14 protein-coding genes are annotated in these 16388 nt (G+C 66.0%); 7 read left to right on the top strand and 7 right to left on the bottom strand.

Translation table 11 applies throughout. From position 1 onward, the window contains the following. The first annotated feature begins 9 nt into the window (after positions 1-9). The gene (locus ABZ004_RS00315; protein ID WP_355677568.1) at positions 10-450 is read left to right on the top strand and encodes a carboxymuconolactone decarboxylase family protein; all 441 of its coding nucleotides are present in this window, start codon (positions 10-12) and stop codon (positions 448-450) included. Here the strand turns inward: ABZ004_RS00315 and ABZ004_RS00310 are convergent. The 6 genes from ABZ004_RS00310 to ABZ004_RS00285 form a co-directional block, all read right to left on the bottom strand. Next, positions 447-1469, bottom strand: coding sequence for an iron-siderophore ABC transporter substrate-binding protein (locus tag ABZ004_RS00310; protein ID WP_355677567.1), 1023 nt, complete (start codon positions 1467-1469; stop codon positions 447-449). The genes ABZ004_RS00315 and ABZ004_RS00310 overlap by 4 nt on opposite strands. A gap of 51 nt (positions 1470-1520) precedes the next feature. After that, complete coding sequence (locus ABZ004_RS00305) at positions 1521-3809, bottom strand: glycoside hydrolase family 95 protein (protein ID WP_355677566.1); 2289 nt, start codon at positions 3807-3809, stop codon at positions 1521-1523. Between the two features lie 116 nt (positions 3810-3925). Continuing rightward, positions 3926-5593 (bottom strand): ABC transporter substrate-binding protein, encoded by a 1668-nt coding sequence (locus tag ABZ004_RS00300; protein WP_355677565.1) that lies wholly within the window; start codon positions 5591-5593, stop codon positions 3926-3928. A gap of 47 nt (positions 5594-5640) precedes the next feature. Beyond that, the gene (locus ABZ004_RS00295; protein WP_355677564.1) at positions 5641-6585 is read right to left on the bottom strand and encodes a carbohydrate ABC transporter permease; all 945 of its coding nucleotides are present in this window, start codon (positions 6583-6585) and stop codon (positions 5641-5643) included. A gap of 25 nt (positions 6586-6610) precedes the next feature. Next, a complete protein-coding gene (locus ABZ004_RS00290; RefSeq protein ID WP_355677563.1) occupies positions 6611-7612 on the bottom strand; it encodes an ABC transporter permease subunit in 1002 nt (333 codons plus the stop codon). Between the two features lie 375 nt (positions 7613-7987). Next, complete coding sequence (locus ABZ004_RS00285; protein WP_355677562.1) at positions 7988-8905, bottom strand: phosphotransferase; 918 nt, start codon at positions 8903-8905, stop codon at positions 7988-7990. 51 nt (positions 8906-8956) lie between these two features. On the opposite strand from ABZ004_RS00285, the gene ABZ004_RS00280 reads away from it, so the two are divergent. Beyond that, positions 8957-9760 carry a GNAT family N-acetyltransferase gene (locus ABZ004_RS00280; RefSeq protein ID WP_355677561.1) on the top strand — a complete coding sequence of 268 codons (804 nt, stop codon included), beginning with the start codon at positions 8957-8959 and terminating at the stop codon, positions 9758-9760. 381 nt (positions 9761-10141) lie between these two features. Beyond that, positions 10142-11395 carry an MFS transporter gene (locus tag ABZ004_RS00275; protein WP_355677560.1) on the top strand — a complete coding sequence of 418 codons (1254 nt, stop codon included), beginning with the start codon at positions 10142-10144 and terminating at the stop codon, positions 11393-11395. A gap of 56 nt (positions 11396-11451) precedes the next feature. Here ABZ004_RS00275 and ABZ004_RS00270 read toward each other — a convergent pair whose 3' ends face one another. Continuing rightward, positions 11452-12432 carry a TerC/Alx family metal homeostasis membrane protein gene (locus ABZ004_RS00270; protein ID WP_355677559.1) on the bottom strand — a complete coding sequence of 327 codons (981 nt, stop codon included), beginning with the start codon at positions 12430-12432 and terminating at the stop codon, positions 11452-11454. Between the two features lie 328 nt (positions 12433-12760). On the opposite strand from ABZ004_RS00270, the gene ABZ004_RS00265 reads away from it, so the two are divergent. The 4 genes from ABZ004_RS00265 to ABZ004_RS00250 all read left to right on the top strand — a co-directional run bounded on the left by ABZ004_RS00265 (position 12761) and on the right by ABZ004_RS00250 (position 16281). Beyond that, positions 12761-12985, top strand: coding sequence for a DUF6458 family protein (locus ABZ004_RS00265; RefSeq protein WP_355677558.1), 225 nt, complete (start codon positions 12761-12763; stop codon positions 12983-12985). A 74-nt stretch (positions 12986-13059) separates the two neighbouring features. Further along, entirely contained in the window at positions 13060-14085 is a 1026-nt protein-coding gene (locus tag ABZ004_RS00260; protein WP_355677557.1) for an NADPH:quinone reductase, read from the top strand. Between the two features lie 130 nt (positions 14086-14215). After that, positions 14216-14866 (top strand): carbohydrate-binding protein, encoded by a 651-nt coding sequence (locus ABZ004_RS00255; RefSeq protein WP_355677556.1) that lies wholly within the window; start codon positions 14216-14218, stop codon positions 14864-14866. Further along, positions 14863-16281: a PQQ-dependent sugar dehydrogenase gene (locus ABZ004_RS00250; RefSeq protein ID WP_355677555.1), complete on the top strand. Its 1419-nt coding sequence runs from the start codon at positions 14863-14865 to the stop codon at positions 16279-16281. The genes ABZ004_RS00255 and ABZ004_RS00250 overlap by 4 nt, the downstream gene beginning before the upstream one ends. Positions 16282-16388 lie beyond the last annotated feature (107 nt).

Genomic DNA, 16388 nt, shown 5'->3' with positions numbered 1-16388 from the left:
GTTCGGGCCATGACCGGAGCGGAGCAGTTCGGCCACGTGCCGAATATCGACAGCGACGAAGACCAGGCCCGGTACGAGCGCGGGCTGGCAGTGTTCGCGGCGATCAACGGCAGTGACGGTGCGGCGGTGATGGCCAGTTTGCAGGACATCGCGCCGGCGCTCGCGCACCACACGATCGCCTACGGGTTCGGCGACATCTATGCGCGGCCCGGGCTCGATCCCAAGCAGCGTCAGCTGGTGACGTTGGGCATGCTGACCGCGCTCGGCGGTTGTGAGCCGCAGCTCGAGCTGCACGTGAAGACGTCACTGCACGTCGGTCTGACCCCGACCGAGATCGTCGAGACGTTCATCCATGCCTCCGGCTACTGCGGCTTCCCGAAGGCCCTCAACGCGATCGCCGTCGCCAAGAAGGTCTTCGCCGAGCGCGGCCTGCTGCCGGTCGAGAGCTAACTCTTCCCGCCGAGGTACTTCTCCAGGTCGTTCAGCGTCGCCATCGCACCGATCGGGCCGAGGCCGAGGAACCACACCTCGTCGTCGACGCGCTGCACCTTGCCCGCCTTCACCGCCGGCAGCGACTTCCACAGTGTCCCGTTGACGACCGTGTTCTCCGCGGTCGCCTTCGGGTCGCCGTAGCTGGAGTAGAAGATCCAGTCACCGTCGGCCTTGCCGATGTTCTCCTGGGAGACCTCCAGCGCAAGCTCCTGGATGTCCTGCACCTTCGGCCGCGGCAGCCCGATGTCCTTCAGGATCACGCCGATGAAGGACAGGTTGCCGTACAGCCGGATGTCGCCCGGCCGGAACCGCACCAGCGAGATCGTCGGCGATCCGGTCACCTTCTTCTTCACGTCGTTCGCGCGGGCCTGGTACCCGTTGAGGATCTGGGTCGCCTTGGCTTCCTCGCCGAGCGCGTCGGCGAGCAGCAGGAAGTCTTCCTTCCAGGGGAAGCCCGGCCGGATGCTCATCACGGTCGGTGCGATCGCGCTCAGCTTGTCGTACAGGTCGTTCGCACGCAGCTTGCTGCCGAGGATCAGATCCGGGTGCAACGCCGCGATCGCCTCGAGCTTGAGCTCGCTCACGCCGCCGACGGTGGCGATCCCCTGGGCTTTGTCCTTGAGGTACGCCGGTACGCCGTTCTGGCCGGCGTTCGTCGCCATCCCGACCGGCGTGATCCCGAGCGCCAGCACGCCGTCGAGTTCACCGCTGTCCAGTACGACGACCCGCTCGGGCCTCTTGTCGATCTTCGTCTCGCCGAGCGCGTGCTTCACCGTCCGCGGGAACACTCCGGGCTGCGCATCCGAACCGAGCTTCGCCGTCGCCGCGTCGGCGGTCGAGAACAGCCGGCCGCCGGTTGCGACGTCGGTGTCACCGACCCCGGTGTCAGCCTGCTTCTTGTCGCTGCCACCACACGCAGCCAGCGCCAGAACCAGCACCACCGTGCCGGCCGCGGCGCTCATGATCCGGCTTCTCATGCCGTTCCTCTCCTCAGGGCAAAGTCGTGGTTGAGCCTACAACGACTTTGGTTAGGCAACCCTAAGGGTTAGCTTGGTGAGGCTGCCAGCTGCCAGCGTGACCGTCTGCTCCTCCGCACCGACCGCGATCCGATACGTCCCCTCCACGTCCGCATGCACGGTCGCCTCGACGATCCGGCCGCCCGTCCAGGTCACGTCGAACGACAGCCCACCCCGCGCCCGCAGCCCCCGGAACGAACCGTCCGGCCACTCCGCGGGCAGCGCCGGCAGCAACCGGATCACGTCCGTATGGCTCTGGATCAACAGCTCGGCGATCCCAGCCGTCAACCCGAAGTTCGCGTCGATCTGGAAGATGTCTCCGTCGCGATGCAGCAGGTTGTCCGAGACCATCTTGCTCAGGTAGAACCGAATCGCGGCGGCCGCCTTCTCCGCCTCGAAAAGCCTTCCCCACAAGGCGATCAACCACGCACTCGTCCACCCACCAGGCGCACCCGTAGCAGTCCGTACGGCGAGTGCCCGGCGCGCCGCCTCGGCCCATTCCGGCGTACTGCGGGGGTCGATCGCCGCCCCCGGATACAGTCCATACAGGTGGGACTGGTGCCGATGATCCGGTTCGGACGGCTGCCAATCGGTGGGCCACTCCATCAACCGGCCGTCTGCCGCGATCGGGATCTCCGGCAACCGCAGTACCGCCGCCCGGCCTCTCGCGGCCAGCTCCGAGTCGAGCCCGAGAGCCTGTTCCGCCTCGACCAGGTTGCCGATCAGTTCGCGGATCAGCCACAGGTCGTACGTCGTGGTGAGGTCGACCGACGCCTTCTCGCCGGTCGGCAGGATGAAATGGTGCTCAGGTGCCGTCGAGGGGATGAACTGCAGGTGCTTGTCGTGATCCTCCACCAGCATGCTGAGCACGAACTCGGTCGCGCCGGCCAGCACCGGGTACGCCCGGTCGCGCAGGAACTCCACGTCCTGCCCGAAGCGGTAGTGCTCCATCAGGTGCGCGGAGAGCCAGACTCCACAGGTCGCGGCCATCGCCCAGACGGGATCGTCGCCGCCCTCGCCGACGGGCCAGGTCGCTCGCCAGATGTCGGCGTTGTGGTGTGAGACCCAACCAGGCGCGTCGTACAGGATCCGCGCGGTCTCCTTGCCCGACTCGGCAAGACCTTCGAGCAGCTCCGTCAGCGGATCGAAGCACTCGCTCAAGCCGGTGACGTCGGCGAGCCAGTAGTTCATCTGGGTGTTGATGTTGTTCGTCCAGTCGCTCGCCCACATCGGACGGCGGTCCTGGTTCCAGATCCCCTGCAGGTTGGCCGCCTGGGTCCCCGGCCGCGACGACGCCATCAGCAGGTACCGGCCGAACGCGAACGTCAGCGCCGCCAGATCAGGATCCTCGCCTCCGGCAGCGAACGCGTCGATCCGCTCATCGGTCGGCAGCTCGACCGGTACGCCGAGCGTCAGCTCCGCGCGGTCGTACAACGCGATGTGGTCGTCGAGATGCCGCTGCCGCACCTTCGCCAGATCGACGGCGTCGAGCACACTCGTCGCCTCCTGCAACGCAACGGCCGGATCTGAACCGGGCTTGACGTTCCAGCCGGCGAACGTGCTTGCCGCCGACAACACGAGGGTGAGGCTGTCCGCTCCGCGTACTGCGATCCCGGCTTCGGTCGCCTGCACCGAACCGCCGGCGGCGTGTGCCCGCAGTACGGCGCCGAAACCGATGCCGTGGCCGTCGCGGTAGCGGATCGGGTCGGGGCTCCGCCGGTACTCGATCGTCAGGTCCGACGGGGCACGGCCGGTCACGGCGACCGTCGTACCGTCCAGCACCGACGGCTCGAAGGGGTGCTGGCTGGAGAGGGCGATGTCGAGGTCGACGGCGCCGGAGGTGTCCGCGAGGACCGTCCAGACGAAGACCTGATCGGGTGCGGAGACGTAGGACTCGCGATGGAAGCGCACTCCGCCGCGGGTGTAGTCGATCGCGACGATGCCGGTGCGCAGGTCGAGCCTGCGGCGGTAGTCCTCGGCACCTTCGGGCTCGGTGATGAGGAGATCGCCGAGCGGCTGGTAGGACTCCACCAGCGGTCCTTGCAGGGCGCGGGTCCGCTCGGTCGCCGCCAGCCGATCGCCTTCGTCGAGCAACAGGCGTCGTACGTCGGCTAGTACTTCGGGGCCGTCGGTCACCTCGAGCGTACGAGGTCCGTCGCCCGACCAGAGGTCGTCGAGGTTGAGGGCGATCCGCTCGGAGCCGACGCGACCGAACACCTTCGCACCAAGATGTCCGTTGCCGATCGGGAGCGCTTCGAACCAGTCGACAGCCGGGGTACGGAACCAAAGCTCGGAAGACATAAGGGAAATCCTTAACAACACCGCGGCTTCGCCGCGGGCTGGGGTCGGGGAGTGCGCGGCTGCGCCGCGGAGCTTGAACGGTAGCTCCGCGGCGCAGCCTCAGGGGGAGGTGGCTGTTACTTGTTGCCGGCCTTGTACTTGTCGTAGGCCTGCTGCTGGATCTGCAGGTACCGGGTCATCCCGGTGCTGTCGAGACCCTTGACGTAGGCGTCCCAGCCGGTGTCGATGTTCTTCGACCCGGTGATGAACGCGAGCTGGTTCTGGTTGACGTAGCTGCTCAGGTTCGTCTGCAGAGTGGCCAGTTCGCCGCTCAGGCTGGGGTCCGGCCAGACCGAGGTCTGCGGGAAGTACTGGGCCTTGTCCTCGTGACCCTCGTACGTCTTGGTCGCCTGGAACAGCCGGCGCTCGAGGCCCGCCTCGGAGTAGATGTCGGTCGGCACCACCTGCGCGTTGCGGTAGGCCAGCGTGTTGTTGTACTGCCCCATCGCGCCCCAGCTGATGTTCTTCGGGACGGAGTCACCCTGCTTGGGCTTGTACAGCGGCTTCGTGGCGGCGTCGAGAGCGACGTCACCGGGACCCGGCTTGGTCCAGCCGACACCTTCCGGACCCATGTTGGTGATCTCCTGGCCCTCATCGGTGTAGATGTAGTCCAGCATCTTGATCGCGGCCACTTGCGCCTCCTTGCTGGCCTTGTTGGTCAGCATGAAGGTGTAGCCGGTGGAGCTCGGGTAGTTCAGACCGGTGTAGCTCTTGCCATCGGGTCCGGTGAGCGGCGGCACTGCGTCGTACTGCTTGTCCCTGCCGTCCTTGGAGCCGAGCTGGACGAAGATGCCTGGCCACAGCACCGGTACCGAGCCGAGCGTGACGGCCTTCGGGTTGTTGCCCTGCGCCTGCAACGCCTGGGCGTTCTGGGTGAACGCGGCCTGGTCGATCAGGCCCTCCTTGTACAGGGAGTTGATGTACTTCAGGCCCTCCCTCCAGGCATCGGTGTTGACCGGGGTGGTGACCTTGTCACCGTTCAGCGTGAGCAGCGACCGGTTGCCGTTGTTCGCGCCGACCGGGTCGTAGGCGAACGCGCCCATCAGGTAGGCGATCAGGCTGCTGTCCTGCGGATCGCTGGTCATCGGGATCTCGTCGGCCTTGCCGTTGCCGTTCGGATCCTGCGTCTTGAAGGCCCGCAGGACGTTCCGTAGGTCTTCGGTCGTCTTCGGTTGCTGCAGGCCGAGCTTCTTCAGCCAGGCACTGTTCATCCACAGCTTGTCCGGGTAGGTGCAGTGGTAGCAGTCCGCCCACTGCGGCAGCGCGTAGATGTGACCGTCGGGCGCGGTCGACATCTCCTTGTAGGTCTTGTTCGAGTCCAGCGCCTTCTGGATGTTCGGCGCGTTCTCCTTGATCAACTGCTCCAGCGGCAGCGCGACACCCTGGCTACCGAGCTTGAGTACCTCGGCCTGGGTGAAGGCGTCCACCCACGGGATCAGGAAGAACAGTGCCGGGTAGTCACCGCTGGCCAGCGAGATCGACCGCTTCTCCTTGGCCGGACCCGCGTCGAACGTGGTGGTCTGCCACTTGAACTGGATCTTGAACTTGTCGCTCATGATCTTGGTCACCAGGTTGGTGTCCAGGTTCATGGTCTGGTCGGACGGCGACATGACGGTGATCACCGTCTTGCCGTCCGCCGTCGTCTCGTTCGCCGCCCCGTCGGCTGACTTGTTGGAGCTGCACGCCGTGGCGGCGAGCGCGAGGACCGCCGCCAGTGCGGTGACCTTGCTCAGAGTTGAGCGCATTTCGGTACTTTCCCTTCTGGTACGAACAAAACTGCCGTTGGGGTCGCTTAACCCTTGACTGCGCCGACCATCACGCCCTTGGTGAAGTGGCGGGCGACGAACGGGTAGATGATCAGTACGGGCAGACTCGAGATGACGATCAGCGCGTACTTCAAGACATTGGCCAGCTGTTGCTGTTCGAGCTGCTGGGCCAGGCTGGTGGTAGTGGTCGATCCGGTCTGGGTGTTCAGGATCAGCACGTTGCGCAGCACGATCTGCAGCGGGTACAGGCTGGGGTCCTTCAGATAGACCAGGGCGTCGAAGTAGCTGTTCCACTGGTAGATGGCGTACATCAGCGCGATCACCGCGATCACCGGCTTGGACAGCGGGATCACGATCGACCAGAGGAAGCGCAGGTCGCTCGCGCCGTCGATGGTGGCGGCTTCGTACAGCTCGTCGGGGATGGTGGACCGGAAGAACGTGCGCGCGATGATCACCTGCCAGACCCCGATCGCGCTCGGGATCACCATCGCCCAGCGGGTGTTCAGCAGGCCGAGGTTCTGCACCACCAGGTAGGTGGGGATCAGGCCGCCGGAGAACAACATGGTGAAGATCAGTCCGCTCATGATCACGTTGCGGCCGAAGAAGGTCCGCCGCGACAGCGGGTAGGCGATCGCGATGGTCAGCGAAACACTGATCAGCGTGCCGCCGATCGCGTAGATGAACGAGTTCAGATAGCCCTTCATGATCAGCGGATCACTGAAGGCCTCCTGGTACGCCCGGATGCTCGGCTCGATCGGCCACAGGAAGACCCGGCCGGCACTGACCGCGCTCGCGCTGCTGAACGAGTTGGCCACGATGTAGATCAGCGGAACGGCCACCGCGATCAATGCGATCCACAGCATGACCTTGATTCCCACCAGGAACATCCGGTCACCGCGGGTCTCGGCGATCGTGGAGTCGACCGGTCGCGGAGCGGAATTGTTGCGGAAGGCCCGCATCGTGATGCTCATCGGTTCTCCTTCTGGGCCGGCGCCGTCATGACCACAGTCCGTTCCCGGTGATCCGCTTCGCGACGAAGTTCACCGCGAGCAGCAGGAAGAGGTTCAGGACGGAGTTGAACAGGCCGACCGCGGTGGCCATGCTGAAGTCGGCGTTCAGCAGCCCGGTCTTGTAGACGTAGGTCGCGATGATCTCCGACTGCGACAGGTTCAGCTGGTTCTGCAGCAGGAAGGCCTTCTCGAAGCCGATCGACATGATGTTGCCGACGCCGAGGACCAAGATGATCACCGCGGTCGGCATGATGCCGGGCAGGTCGACGTTGCGGATCCGCTGCAGCCGGCTCGCGCCGTCGATCTTCGCCGACTCGTGCAACGCCGGGTCGATGCCGGACAGCGCTGCCAGGTAGATCACCGCGGAGTACCCCGTGGTCTGCCAGACGTCGGACCAGACATAGATGTGCCGGAAGTAGTTCGGGTCGCCGAGGAAGTCGATCTGCGGGATACCGAACAGCCCGATCGCGTCGTCGACGAAGCCGATCCGCGGTGACAGCACCAGCAGCGTCATCGACACCACCACGACAGTGGAGATGAAGTACGGCGCGTAGGTCACCAGTTGCACGGTCTTGCGGAACACCCCCTGGCGCAGCTCGTTCAGCGCCACCGCCAGGATGATCGGGATCGGGAAGCTGGCCAGCACCAGGTAGACGGCCAGGATGAAGGTGTTCTTCAGCAGCGTCCAGAAGACCGGGTTGTGGAAGAACAAGTCGAAGTTCTTGAAGCCCACCCACGGGCTACCCCAAGGACCCTTGATCGGGCTGTAGTCCTTGAACGCGATCACCGCGTTCGAGATCGGGATGTACTTGAAGATCACGAAGTACGCGAGCGGGACGATGATCAGCAGGTAGAGCTGCCAGTGCCGCCGGAAGCTGCGCCGGGCCTCGGTCCAGCGGCTGGGCCGCTTGATCGCCGCCCGGGGTGTCACCACCGCTGCCGGCACCGGCACGGCCGGCGCCGGTTTCACCTCGATCGTTCCGCTCACCCTGTTTCCCTTCGTCCTGCACGCGCCGTGACGAGCCGTCACTACTCGGAGCTAAGCCGATATCCGATAGGATCTCGGCTTCCATCGGGAGAATGACACAGAACACTTCGGAGCGGAAGAGCAACCTCGCCGGTCGAGACCAGACCTTGACCGATCGGAGTTCAGAAAGGGGTTTTCCCTTGCAGCAAAGGGATTCCATCGGTTGCCGAAGGCAATGATTTGGTCAGGAACGCCGACAGATCCCATGGCGAACCATGGGATCCAGGGCACCTCACAGCGACCCGGGAAAGAGGCTCTGAGCGACCACTTCCGGACCGGATCGGATTTATTTCCTTTGTGAACTATATCCCAGTCAACTGCCCGGCGCCGACTATGTCAAGACGTGAATGTCAGCTGGCGCTCGATCATCGGTACGTCGAAGCTGCCGCTGCGAGCGCCGTTCCAGAGTTCGGCCATCACCATGTTTACCCGCAGCACCCGCTGCAAGGCTGGGATCGCCGCGATCTCTTCTTCGGCCAGCGGGTACCCGAGCTCGGCCGCCTCCTGCTGATACCCGGCCAGTAACTCAGGCGCGCGATGGACCCGGGCGATCACGAACTCCCAGGACCGGCTGTCGCGATGGGTCAGCCCGAAGTCGATCACTCCGGCCGGCCTCCCGTCCGGATGGAAATGCAGATTCCAGGACGCGAAATCACCGTGCACCACACTCTGCGGCAGCTCCAGCAAGTTGCCCTCGGCAACAAGAGCCTTCGCGGTCACCATCGCCGCCGCGGCCCGATCAGCCAGCTCGGGCCGAAGCTTCCGCAGGCCCTCAAGACCGAGATCCCAATCCTGATAGGCAGCCATCGCCTCGAGATCGCAGGCCTGGAAGAACTCCGTCCGCTGCCCCAGCTCGAGCCCGCGCAGATCCGCATGCAGCCTCGCGAGCAGTGCTCCGCGCTCCGCTCGTTGCGCCGGCGTCTCCTCCGAGTGCGGCACCCCCGGGATGAACAGAGTCGCCGCCCAGAACCTGCCCTCGAAACTCACCAGCTCGGTCACCGGGCTCGGCACCGACCATCCCCGCTCCGCGAGATGACGCAGTACGGCGGACTCGTAGCCAAGGCCTTCCTCGGCACTCAAGACGTGGTACCGACGGAGCACCAGGCACTCCCCTGCCGAGGTCCACGCGAGCCAGTTGGCGTTGCCCGGCCACTCGGTATCCGCATCCACCGCACGAGTCGGCTCGAACCGTTCGATCCGGAGGCCGAGGCTGCGAGCGACAGTGAACAACATCCCGGAGGTGATCGAAGCCATCCGCCGATTATCGCGTGGCGCAGCGCCGCCCGCCGGGCAATACTTCGGCCCATGACCTTGCACCTGCGCGTACCCCGGTCCGGCGACGCCGTCGACGAAGCCGGATTCGTACCGCAGTTCGTGGCCGAAGCCGCTGGTGAGGTTGTGGGTTGCGCGAAGAACATCTGGTGGGACGAGGCCGACGGGACGCGGCTGCACCTGCTGCTGGGCTGGATCGCACCCGAGTGTCGCGGACAAGGTCATGGCCGGGAACTCCTTGCCTGGCAGGAGAATCAGGCCCTTGGCGACGCGATCGGTACGTCGTACTTCGGCCTGAATGTCGACGACGAGTCCGAACGCCGGCTGGCCGTTGCCGCGGGCTACGACATCGCGTTCACCCGGGTCCGGATGACGGTGGAGCTCGACGAGCCCGGACCGGTCGAGCTGCCGGCGGGCGTCGAGGTGAGGCCTGCCGGACCGGGCGATCACCGGGCGGTCTTCGACGGGAACGCCACCGCGTTCGCGGGGAGTTCGTCGGGATACCAGCAGGACACCTTCGAGGAGTTCGAGCAGGAGGTCGCCGAGGACTTCCCCGACTACGCGTTGTGGACGCTCGGCTGGGAGGGCGACCGGCTCGTCGGCTGGGTGGTCTCCGGGCCGGACGACACTCCGTGGGTCGGAGTCGTGCCCGACTGGCGGCGGCGCGGGTTGGCGAGCGCCTTGCTGCGGGCGAATCACGCGGAGCTGTGGCGACACGGCGTACGGCGTACTGGGCTGTGGACCGTGGCCGAGAACAGGACCGGGAGCGTGGCGCTCTACGAGCAGGCCGGGTATCGCGTCACCGAGCGGCAGCCCCGCTACCGGAAAGCTGTCTGACGCTCAGGACCCGACCCGACCATCACGGGGGAACGGCCGGGCCGGGCTACCTGAATAGTACCCGCGCGTAGCTCTTCGAACCGAGAGCCCGGCCGTTCCCTTTCGTCAAATGCTGATGGTCAGTGGATCACTTGACGCTGGACACATCATGCAGCGGGCGGGAATCGAGTGAAACAAATAGCAGGCACGGCAGGTCGTCGCTGCCTTATCCTCGGCGACATGCAAACCTGCTCCTGAAAGCGCACTGCCGCCTTCGTCTGCTGAAGCGCTGTCGTGCGTCACGTTGAGGTCGACCCGGTCGGCTGCCGTCGAGTCATCCGGCAGCGACCCGGTCGGGCTTTGTCATGCCCGCACACGTGATGCTTTCAGGAGCTACCGACGATGTCTTTGCCTGCCATCCGGGCCGCCGATCCGGCCCGCACGTACTACGCCTTTCAGGGCGCGTTCGCGTTTCTCTTCGCGCTGGCCTTCACGCTCAACATGGTCTACTTCGTCAAAGTCGTCGGCCTGAGTCCACTGCAGATGGTTCTGGTCGGAACCACCCTCGAGATCGCCTGCTTCGCGTTCGAGATCCCGACCGGCATCGTCGCCGATCTGTACAGCCGCCGGTTGTCGATCATCATCGGCCTGGTGCTGATCGGCGCCGGCGTTCTGGTCCAGGGCCTGATCCCTGCCTTCCTGGCGGTCCTCGCCGCCCAGGTGCTGTGGGGCGTCGGCTACACCTTCACCTCGGGCGCCGATCAGGCCTGGATCACCGACGAGGTCGGTGAGGAAGAGGTCGGGAAGATCTTCGTCCGGAGCCAGCAATTCAACCTCGGATGCAAGATCGCCGGTGCCGTCAGCGCAGGTCTGCTCGGACTGGTCAGCCTGTCGCTGCCGATGAAGCTGGGCGGGGCCGGCGTGATCCTGGTCGGGCTCGCGCTGGCTGTGTTCATGCGGGAGGAGAACTTCCACCCGACGCCGAAGGCCGAGCGGGAGACGTTCAAGAACATGGCCGACACCTTCAAGGACGGCCTGGCGACCGCTCGGCGGCGGCCGGTGGTCCGGTACCTCGCGTTGATCAGCCTGATCTCTGGCCTGTCCAGCGAGGCGTTCGACCGGTTGTGGTCGGTGAAGATCCTCAACGACTTCAGCTTGCCGACAGTGTTCGGGACCTCCGATCCGGCGCTCTGGTTCACCGTCTTCTCGCTGATCGGCACCGTCCTGTCACTGGCGACGTCGCTGGTGGTGAACAAGGTGTCGCCGGTACGGATGTCGGCGCTGCATCCGAACGGCCTGCTCGCGTTGCTCAGCCTGTTCCAGGTCGGCGGCGTGCTCGGGTTCGCACTGGCCGGACACCTGTGGCTCGGGCTGGCCGCGATGTGGGTCGGCAGCGTGGCCGCAACCATCGCGTATCCGGTCGAGTCGGCCTGGCTGAACCGCAACGTGGAGTCGCGGTCGCGCGCGACGGTGATCTCGATGGTGTCGCAGTCGAACGCCATCGGTCAGATCATCGGCGGACCACCGCTCGGCGCCCTCGCCGGCCGCACGTCCATCCGTACCGCGCTGGTCGTGTCCGGCCTGATCCTGACGCCGATCCCGGCCCTCTACCTCCGGCTCCGGCCGGCAAAGGAGCCGGTGGCAACCAAGGCTTAGCCCGTACTACGGGTCGCCGGTCCTCCCAGGGGAAGCGGCGACCCGTAGTACCGGAGTCAGTCGGCCTTGACCTCGACCCGGCGGCGGTCGCGGCCGGTCTTGATCAGGCTGGCGACGGTGGTGATCAGCAGCGTGCCGGCGATGAAGCCGAGCGATGTGGCGATGCCGATCTCCGGCAGGTGGATCGCACCGATGTCGTCGATGTGCGAACCGTGCAGCGCCTCGATGATCAGCTTGACGCCGATGAAGGCGAGGATCACCGACAGGCCGACGTTCAGGTAGATGACCCGCTCGAGCAGACCGCCGATCAGGAAGTACAGCTGGCGCAGGCCCATCAGCGCGAAGGCGTTCGCGGTCAGCACGATGTAGGCGTCCTGGGTGAGCCCGAAGATGGCCGGGATCGAGTCGAGCGCGAAGATCACGTTCGCCATCCCGATCGCGGCGATCACGATCACCAGCGGGGTGAGCATCCGGCGGCCGGTCTCCGGCTTGGTGAGCAGCTTGGCGCCGTCGTAGTCGTGCTGCAGCGGCAGGATCCGGCGCATGCCGCGGATCACGACGTTCTCCTGGAAGTCGGTGTCGTCGTTCTCACCCTCCAGCGCCAGCCGGACCGCGGTGTAGACCAGGAACGCACCGAAGATGTAGAACACCCAGCTCGCCGCGGAGATCGCCGCGGCACCGGCCAGGATGAAGATCGCGCGGAGCAGCATCGACACCACGATGCCGATGTAGAGCACCTTGTCCTGGGCCAGCGACGGCACCGCGAACCTCGCCATGATGATGACGAAGACGAACAGGTTGTCGACGCTGAGGCTGTACTCCGTGATGTAGCCGGCCACGAACTCACCACCGGACGCGCCGGGGCTGAAGACGAACAGGCCGACCGCGAACAACCCGGCCAGGCCGATGTAGAAGAGCACCCAGCGGGTGGCGTCCTTGATCGTCACGGCGTGCTTGCGCCGGGCGATCACGATCAGGTCGAACGCGACGATCGCGAGCAGACCGACGATCGTCAGGATCCAGACGGTCGGGGACATGTGGGATACCACGGGCATACCTCCGGACGGGCGACAGCGGCGGGTCCGGAGGTCTCTTCCGCCCGACGGGACTCGGACCGGCAGCACCGGGTCGACCTGGGGTCTTCCGTGATGACGACGCTACCGCGAAGGAATACTCCCCTCCACAAACGCACCTACCCTACCCGGTACCCGGCATTCACCGCCGTGCACCCGGTCACACGCCGGTGCGTTCTGGACGTGATCGTATACCGCATACAGACTTCAATGCCAGTCCTCAGCCGCGTTTGAGCGCCGGGTACCGGTAAGGGGTGGCGCCTGACGGCGCACCAACCTGTGGAGGTATGTGATGGGAATCGGTGCGGGAATCTTCCTGCTCGCGCTCGGCGGCGTGCTGGCCTTCGGTGTCACGGACCGGATCAGCGGCGTCGACCTGACCGCGGTCGGCTACATCCTGATGGGCGCCGGCGCACTCGGCCTGGTGCTGGTCCTGCTGCTCAACGGGCAGCGCTCACGCACTTCGCACACGACCGTCGTCGAGGACCGCCGCGATCCTCGTGATCCGCGGATCTGAGCTCGGCTCAGGAATAAGCACGACCAGGTGGCGGCTGTAGCCGGAGTACGTGACCGCGAATCCTGGGAGCTTTGATGAAGGCAATCGTTCATGACCAGCTCGGCGCCGCCGACTCCGTACTGCAGCTGGTCGACCGGGAGATTCCCGAGCCCGGCGCCGGTGAGGTGCGCGTGCGGATCATCGTCTCCGGAGTGAACCCGACCGACTGGAAGTCACGCACCGGCCTGTACGGCGGCGAGCCCGGAACCGAGTCGGTGCCGAACCAGGACGGCGCCGGAGTCGTCGACGCGATCGGCGCCGATGTCGAAGGTGTGGCGGTCGGGGATCGGGTCTGGCTGTCGCTGGCCGCCTTCGAGCGGCCGGGAAGCGGTACGGCGCAGGAGTACACCGTCGTACCGGTGAACCGCGTCTTTGCCCTGCCTGATGGAGCCGACTTCGACCTTGGCGCCAGCGTCGGAGTCCCTGCGATCACCGCGCACCGGGCGTTGACGGTGGCCGAAGACGGTCCTTCGCGACTGGCTCCCGGAGCGCTCGACGGCAAGGTCGTCCTGGTCGCCGGTGGCGCCGGCGCGGTCGGGCACGCGGCGATCCAGCTCGCGAAGTGGGCCGGCGCGACGGTCATCACGACGGTCAGTGGCCCGGAGAAGGCGGCGCTGACGACCGCCGCAGGCGCGGAGTACGTCGTGAACTATCGCGATGAGGACGCGGCCGACCAGATTCGCAAGTACGCCCCGGAGGGGGTGGACATCATCGTGGAGGTCGCGGCCGGCGCGAACAGCGCGCTGGATCTCGCCGTACTGCGGCCGCGCGGCGTGATCGCGATCTACGCCAACGACGGCAACAAGCCGTTCGAGGTCGACATCCGCGCCAACATGGGCCTCAACACCCGCTACCAGTACGTGCTGCTCTACTCGCTGGGCTGGCCGCTGCTGCGGACCGCGGGTGACGACATCAATGCCGCCATCACCGCCGGCGCGCTCCCGGTCGGCGAGGCTGCCGGTCTCCCGCTGCACCACTTCACCCTCGACCAGACCGCGGGCGCTCACGAGGCCGTCGAGTCGGGCACTACTGGGAAGGTCCTCATCACCGTGAGCCAGTAGCTCGTCCATTCGCGAGGGGATTGACAGTGGAATTCCTCAGGTGGTGTGATGCAGAGCACAGTAGTTAGGAAACTTTCCTAATGAAATAGCCCCTGCACCTCCGTCCGCCCCAGGAATCCCAGGAGGCACCGTGTCACCTCAGTCAGTCTGGCGTGCCGTCATCTCCGGCTCGGCAGTTCTCGCCGTCGTCCTCGCGCTCACACCTGCTGCCCAGCAGAGTGCGAGCGCGGCGTCCACCGACTACCAGGCCGAAGACGCCACGATCTCGCAAGGCGTCGTCGAAGCGAACCACGCCGGCTACACCGGCACCGGCTTCGTCAACTACGACAATCTCGTCGGCAGCTACGTCGAGTGGACGGTGACGGCCCCTGCCGGACCGGCCGACGTGACGCTTCGCTATGCCAACGGGACCACCGCCGCCCGGCCTCTCGACTTCACCGTCAACGGCGTGGCCGGCGCGGTCGGGATCACCTTCCCGGGCACCGGCGACTGGACCAACTGGCAGACCAAGACGGTCCGGTTGACGCTGGCCGCCGGCACCAACAAGATCCGTGCCCGCGCGACCACCGCCGACGGCGGCCCGAACGCGGACAAGCTGACCGTCACCCCGACCAGCACCGACACCACCCCGCCGTCGGCGCCCGGAAACCTTGCCGTCAGCAACATCAAGTCGAACGCGGCCACCTTCAGCTGGACGGCCGCGACCGACAACGTCGGCGTCGTCAGGTACGAGATCAACCGCGGCGGCAACGTACTCAAGGTGGTCGACGCAAGCACATGAGTGCCACGGTGGACACGCTCACCTCGAACACGGCGTACGACGTGTCGGTCGGCGCGTTCGATGCCGCTGGCAACGCTTCGCAGCAGAGCAACGTGGTCACGTTCACGACCCCCACCAGCGGTGACACCCAACCGCCGACGGTCCCAGGCAATCTGCGCAGTACGAGCATCACGTCGAACAGCGTCTCGCTGGCCTGGAACGCGTCCACTGACAACAGCGGAAGCATCGCCGGGTACGACGTGTATCAGGGCACTACGAAGGTCTCGACCACGAATTCGCTGACCGCGACGATCACGAACCTGACGCCGAACACCGCCTACACGTTCACCGTCAAGGCCCGCGACCCCGACGGCAATGCGTCCGGCCTGAGCAACGCGGTGTCGGTGCGCACGGCAACAACCGGGACGGGCGGCATTCCGCAGTACGAGAAGGACATCGCGCGGGTCGACCTCGGGTGGAGCGTCGCGTTCCTGCCGGACGGCTCGGGCTCGGCACTGGTCACCGAACGGGACCGGTTCGAGGTGTTGCTGGTGACCGCAGCGGGGCAGAAAACCACGCTGGGCAAGGTTCCTGGCGCTGTTACGACGACTGGTGAAGGCGGGCTGCTCGGGCTCGCGCTGTCGCCGAATTTCAGCACCGACCACTGGGTGTACTTCTACCACACGGCCGCGAACGACAACCGGATCGTGCGGATGAAGTACGAGAACGGCGTACTGGCCTCGACGTCGGAGCCGGTGCTGACCGGGCTGGCGAAGAACCGCTACCACAACGGCGGGCGGCTGCGGTTCGGTCCCGACGGCAAGCTCTACGCGACCGTCGGCGACGCGAAGAACAGCGGCAACTCGCAGAACCATGCCTCGCTGAATGGCAAGATCTTGCGGTTGAACGCCGACGGTACGCCGCCCAGCGACAACCCGTTCTTCAGCGAGGGCGGAAACGCCCGCTACGTCTACAGCTACGGTCACCGCAACCCGCAAGGCCTGGCCTGGGACTCGCGGGGTCAGCTCTGGGCGGCCGAGTTCGGCGAGAACAGCCAGGACGAACTCAACCTGATCCAGAAGGGCGGCAACTACGGCTGGCCCGCCTGCGAAGGAACCATCGGCGACTGCGGCGGCTACATCGCGCCGAAGCGCACCTGGTCGACGTCACAGGCCGGACCGAGTGGCGTGGAGATCGTCAACGACTGGATCTACATCGCCGGCGTCACCGGTCAGCAGTTGTGGGTCACCCAGATCAATGCCGCCGGCACCGGTGTCGGCACCCCGCAGGCCGTCTTCTCCGGTCGCTGGGGCCGCCTGCGCAGCGTCACCAAGACCCCCGACGGCGCCCTCTGGGTCACCTCGACCAACAACGACATGAACGGCGGCACCCCGAACACCATCGACAACTACATCGTCCGCCTCAAGTTCCCCTGACCACCCCGTGCGGCGGGCGCCTCCGCAATCCGGAGGCGTCCGTCACCGGCGTACCGATCGGCGGGTGCGCCGGCGGTGGTTTCGGGGCAGCCGGGCGATGGATAGGG

The sequence above is a fragment of the Kribbella sp. NPDC006257 genome (genome assembly GCF_040613535.1).
Lineage (GTDB): Bacteria > Actinomycetota > Actinomycetes > Propionibacteriales > Kribbellaceae > Kribbella.
This window is presented reverse-complemented; position numbering and strand designations above follow the sequence as displayed.

What these genes read in the sequence shown, in the direction of transcription:
- ABZ004_RS00300 (WP_355677565.1), bottom strand. Translation starts at nt 5,593, where the DNA reads ATGCGCTCAACTCTGAGCAAGGTCACCGCACTGGCGGCGGTCCTCGCG.
- ABZ004_RS00285 (WP_355677562.1), bottom strand. Translation starts at nt 8,905, where the DNA reads ATGGCTTCGATCACCTCCGGGATGTTGTTCACTGTCGCTCGCAGCCTC.
- ABZ004_RS00315 (WP_355677568.1), top strand. Translation starts at nt 10, where the DNA reads ATGACCGGAGCGGAGCAGTTCGGCCACGTGCCGAATATCGACAGCGAC.
- ABZ004_RS00295 (WP_355677564.1), bottom strand. Translation starts at nt 6,585, where the DNA reads ATGAGCATCACGATGCGGGCCTTCCGCAACAATTCCGCTCCGCGACCG.
- ABZ004_RS00270 (WP_355677559.1), bottom strand. Translation starts at nt 12,432, where the DNA reads ATGTCCCCGACCGTCTGGATCCTGACGATCGTCGGTCTGCTCGCGATC.
- ABZ004_RS00260 (WP_355677557.1), top strand. Translation starts at nt 13,060, where the DNA reads ATGAAGGCAATCGTTCATGACCAGCTCGGCGCCGCCGACTCCGTACTG.
- ABZ004_RS00275 (WP_355677560.1), top strand. Translation starts at nt 10,142, where the DNA reads ATGTCTTTGCCTGCCATCCGGGCCGCCGATCCGGCCCGCACGTACTAC.
- ABZ004_RS00310 (WP_355677567.1), bottom strand. Translation starts at nt 1,469, where the DNA reads ATGAGAAGCCGGATCATGAGCGCCGCGGCCGGCACGGTGGTGCTGGTT.
- ABZ004_RS00265 (WP_355677558.1), top strand. Translation starts at nt 12,761, where the DNA reads ATGGGAATCGGTGCGGGAATCTTCCTGCTCGCGCTCGGCGGCGTGCTG.
- ABZ004_RS00250 (WP_355677555.1), top strand. Translation starts at nt 14,863, where the DNA reads ATGAGTGCCACGGTGGACACGCTCACCTCGAACACGGCGTACGACGTG.
- ABZ004_RS00280 (WP_355677561.1), top strand. Translation starts at nt 8,957, where the DNA reads ATGACCTTGCACCTGCGCGTACCCCGGTCCGGCGACGCCGTCGACGAA.
- ABZ004_RS00305 (WP_355677566.1), bottom strand. Translation starts at nt 3,809, where the DNA reads ATGTCTTCCGAGCTTTGGTTCCGTACCCCGGCTGTCGACTGGTTCGAA.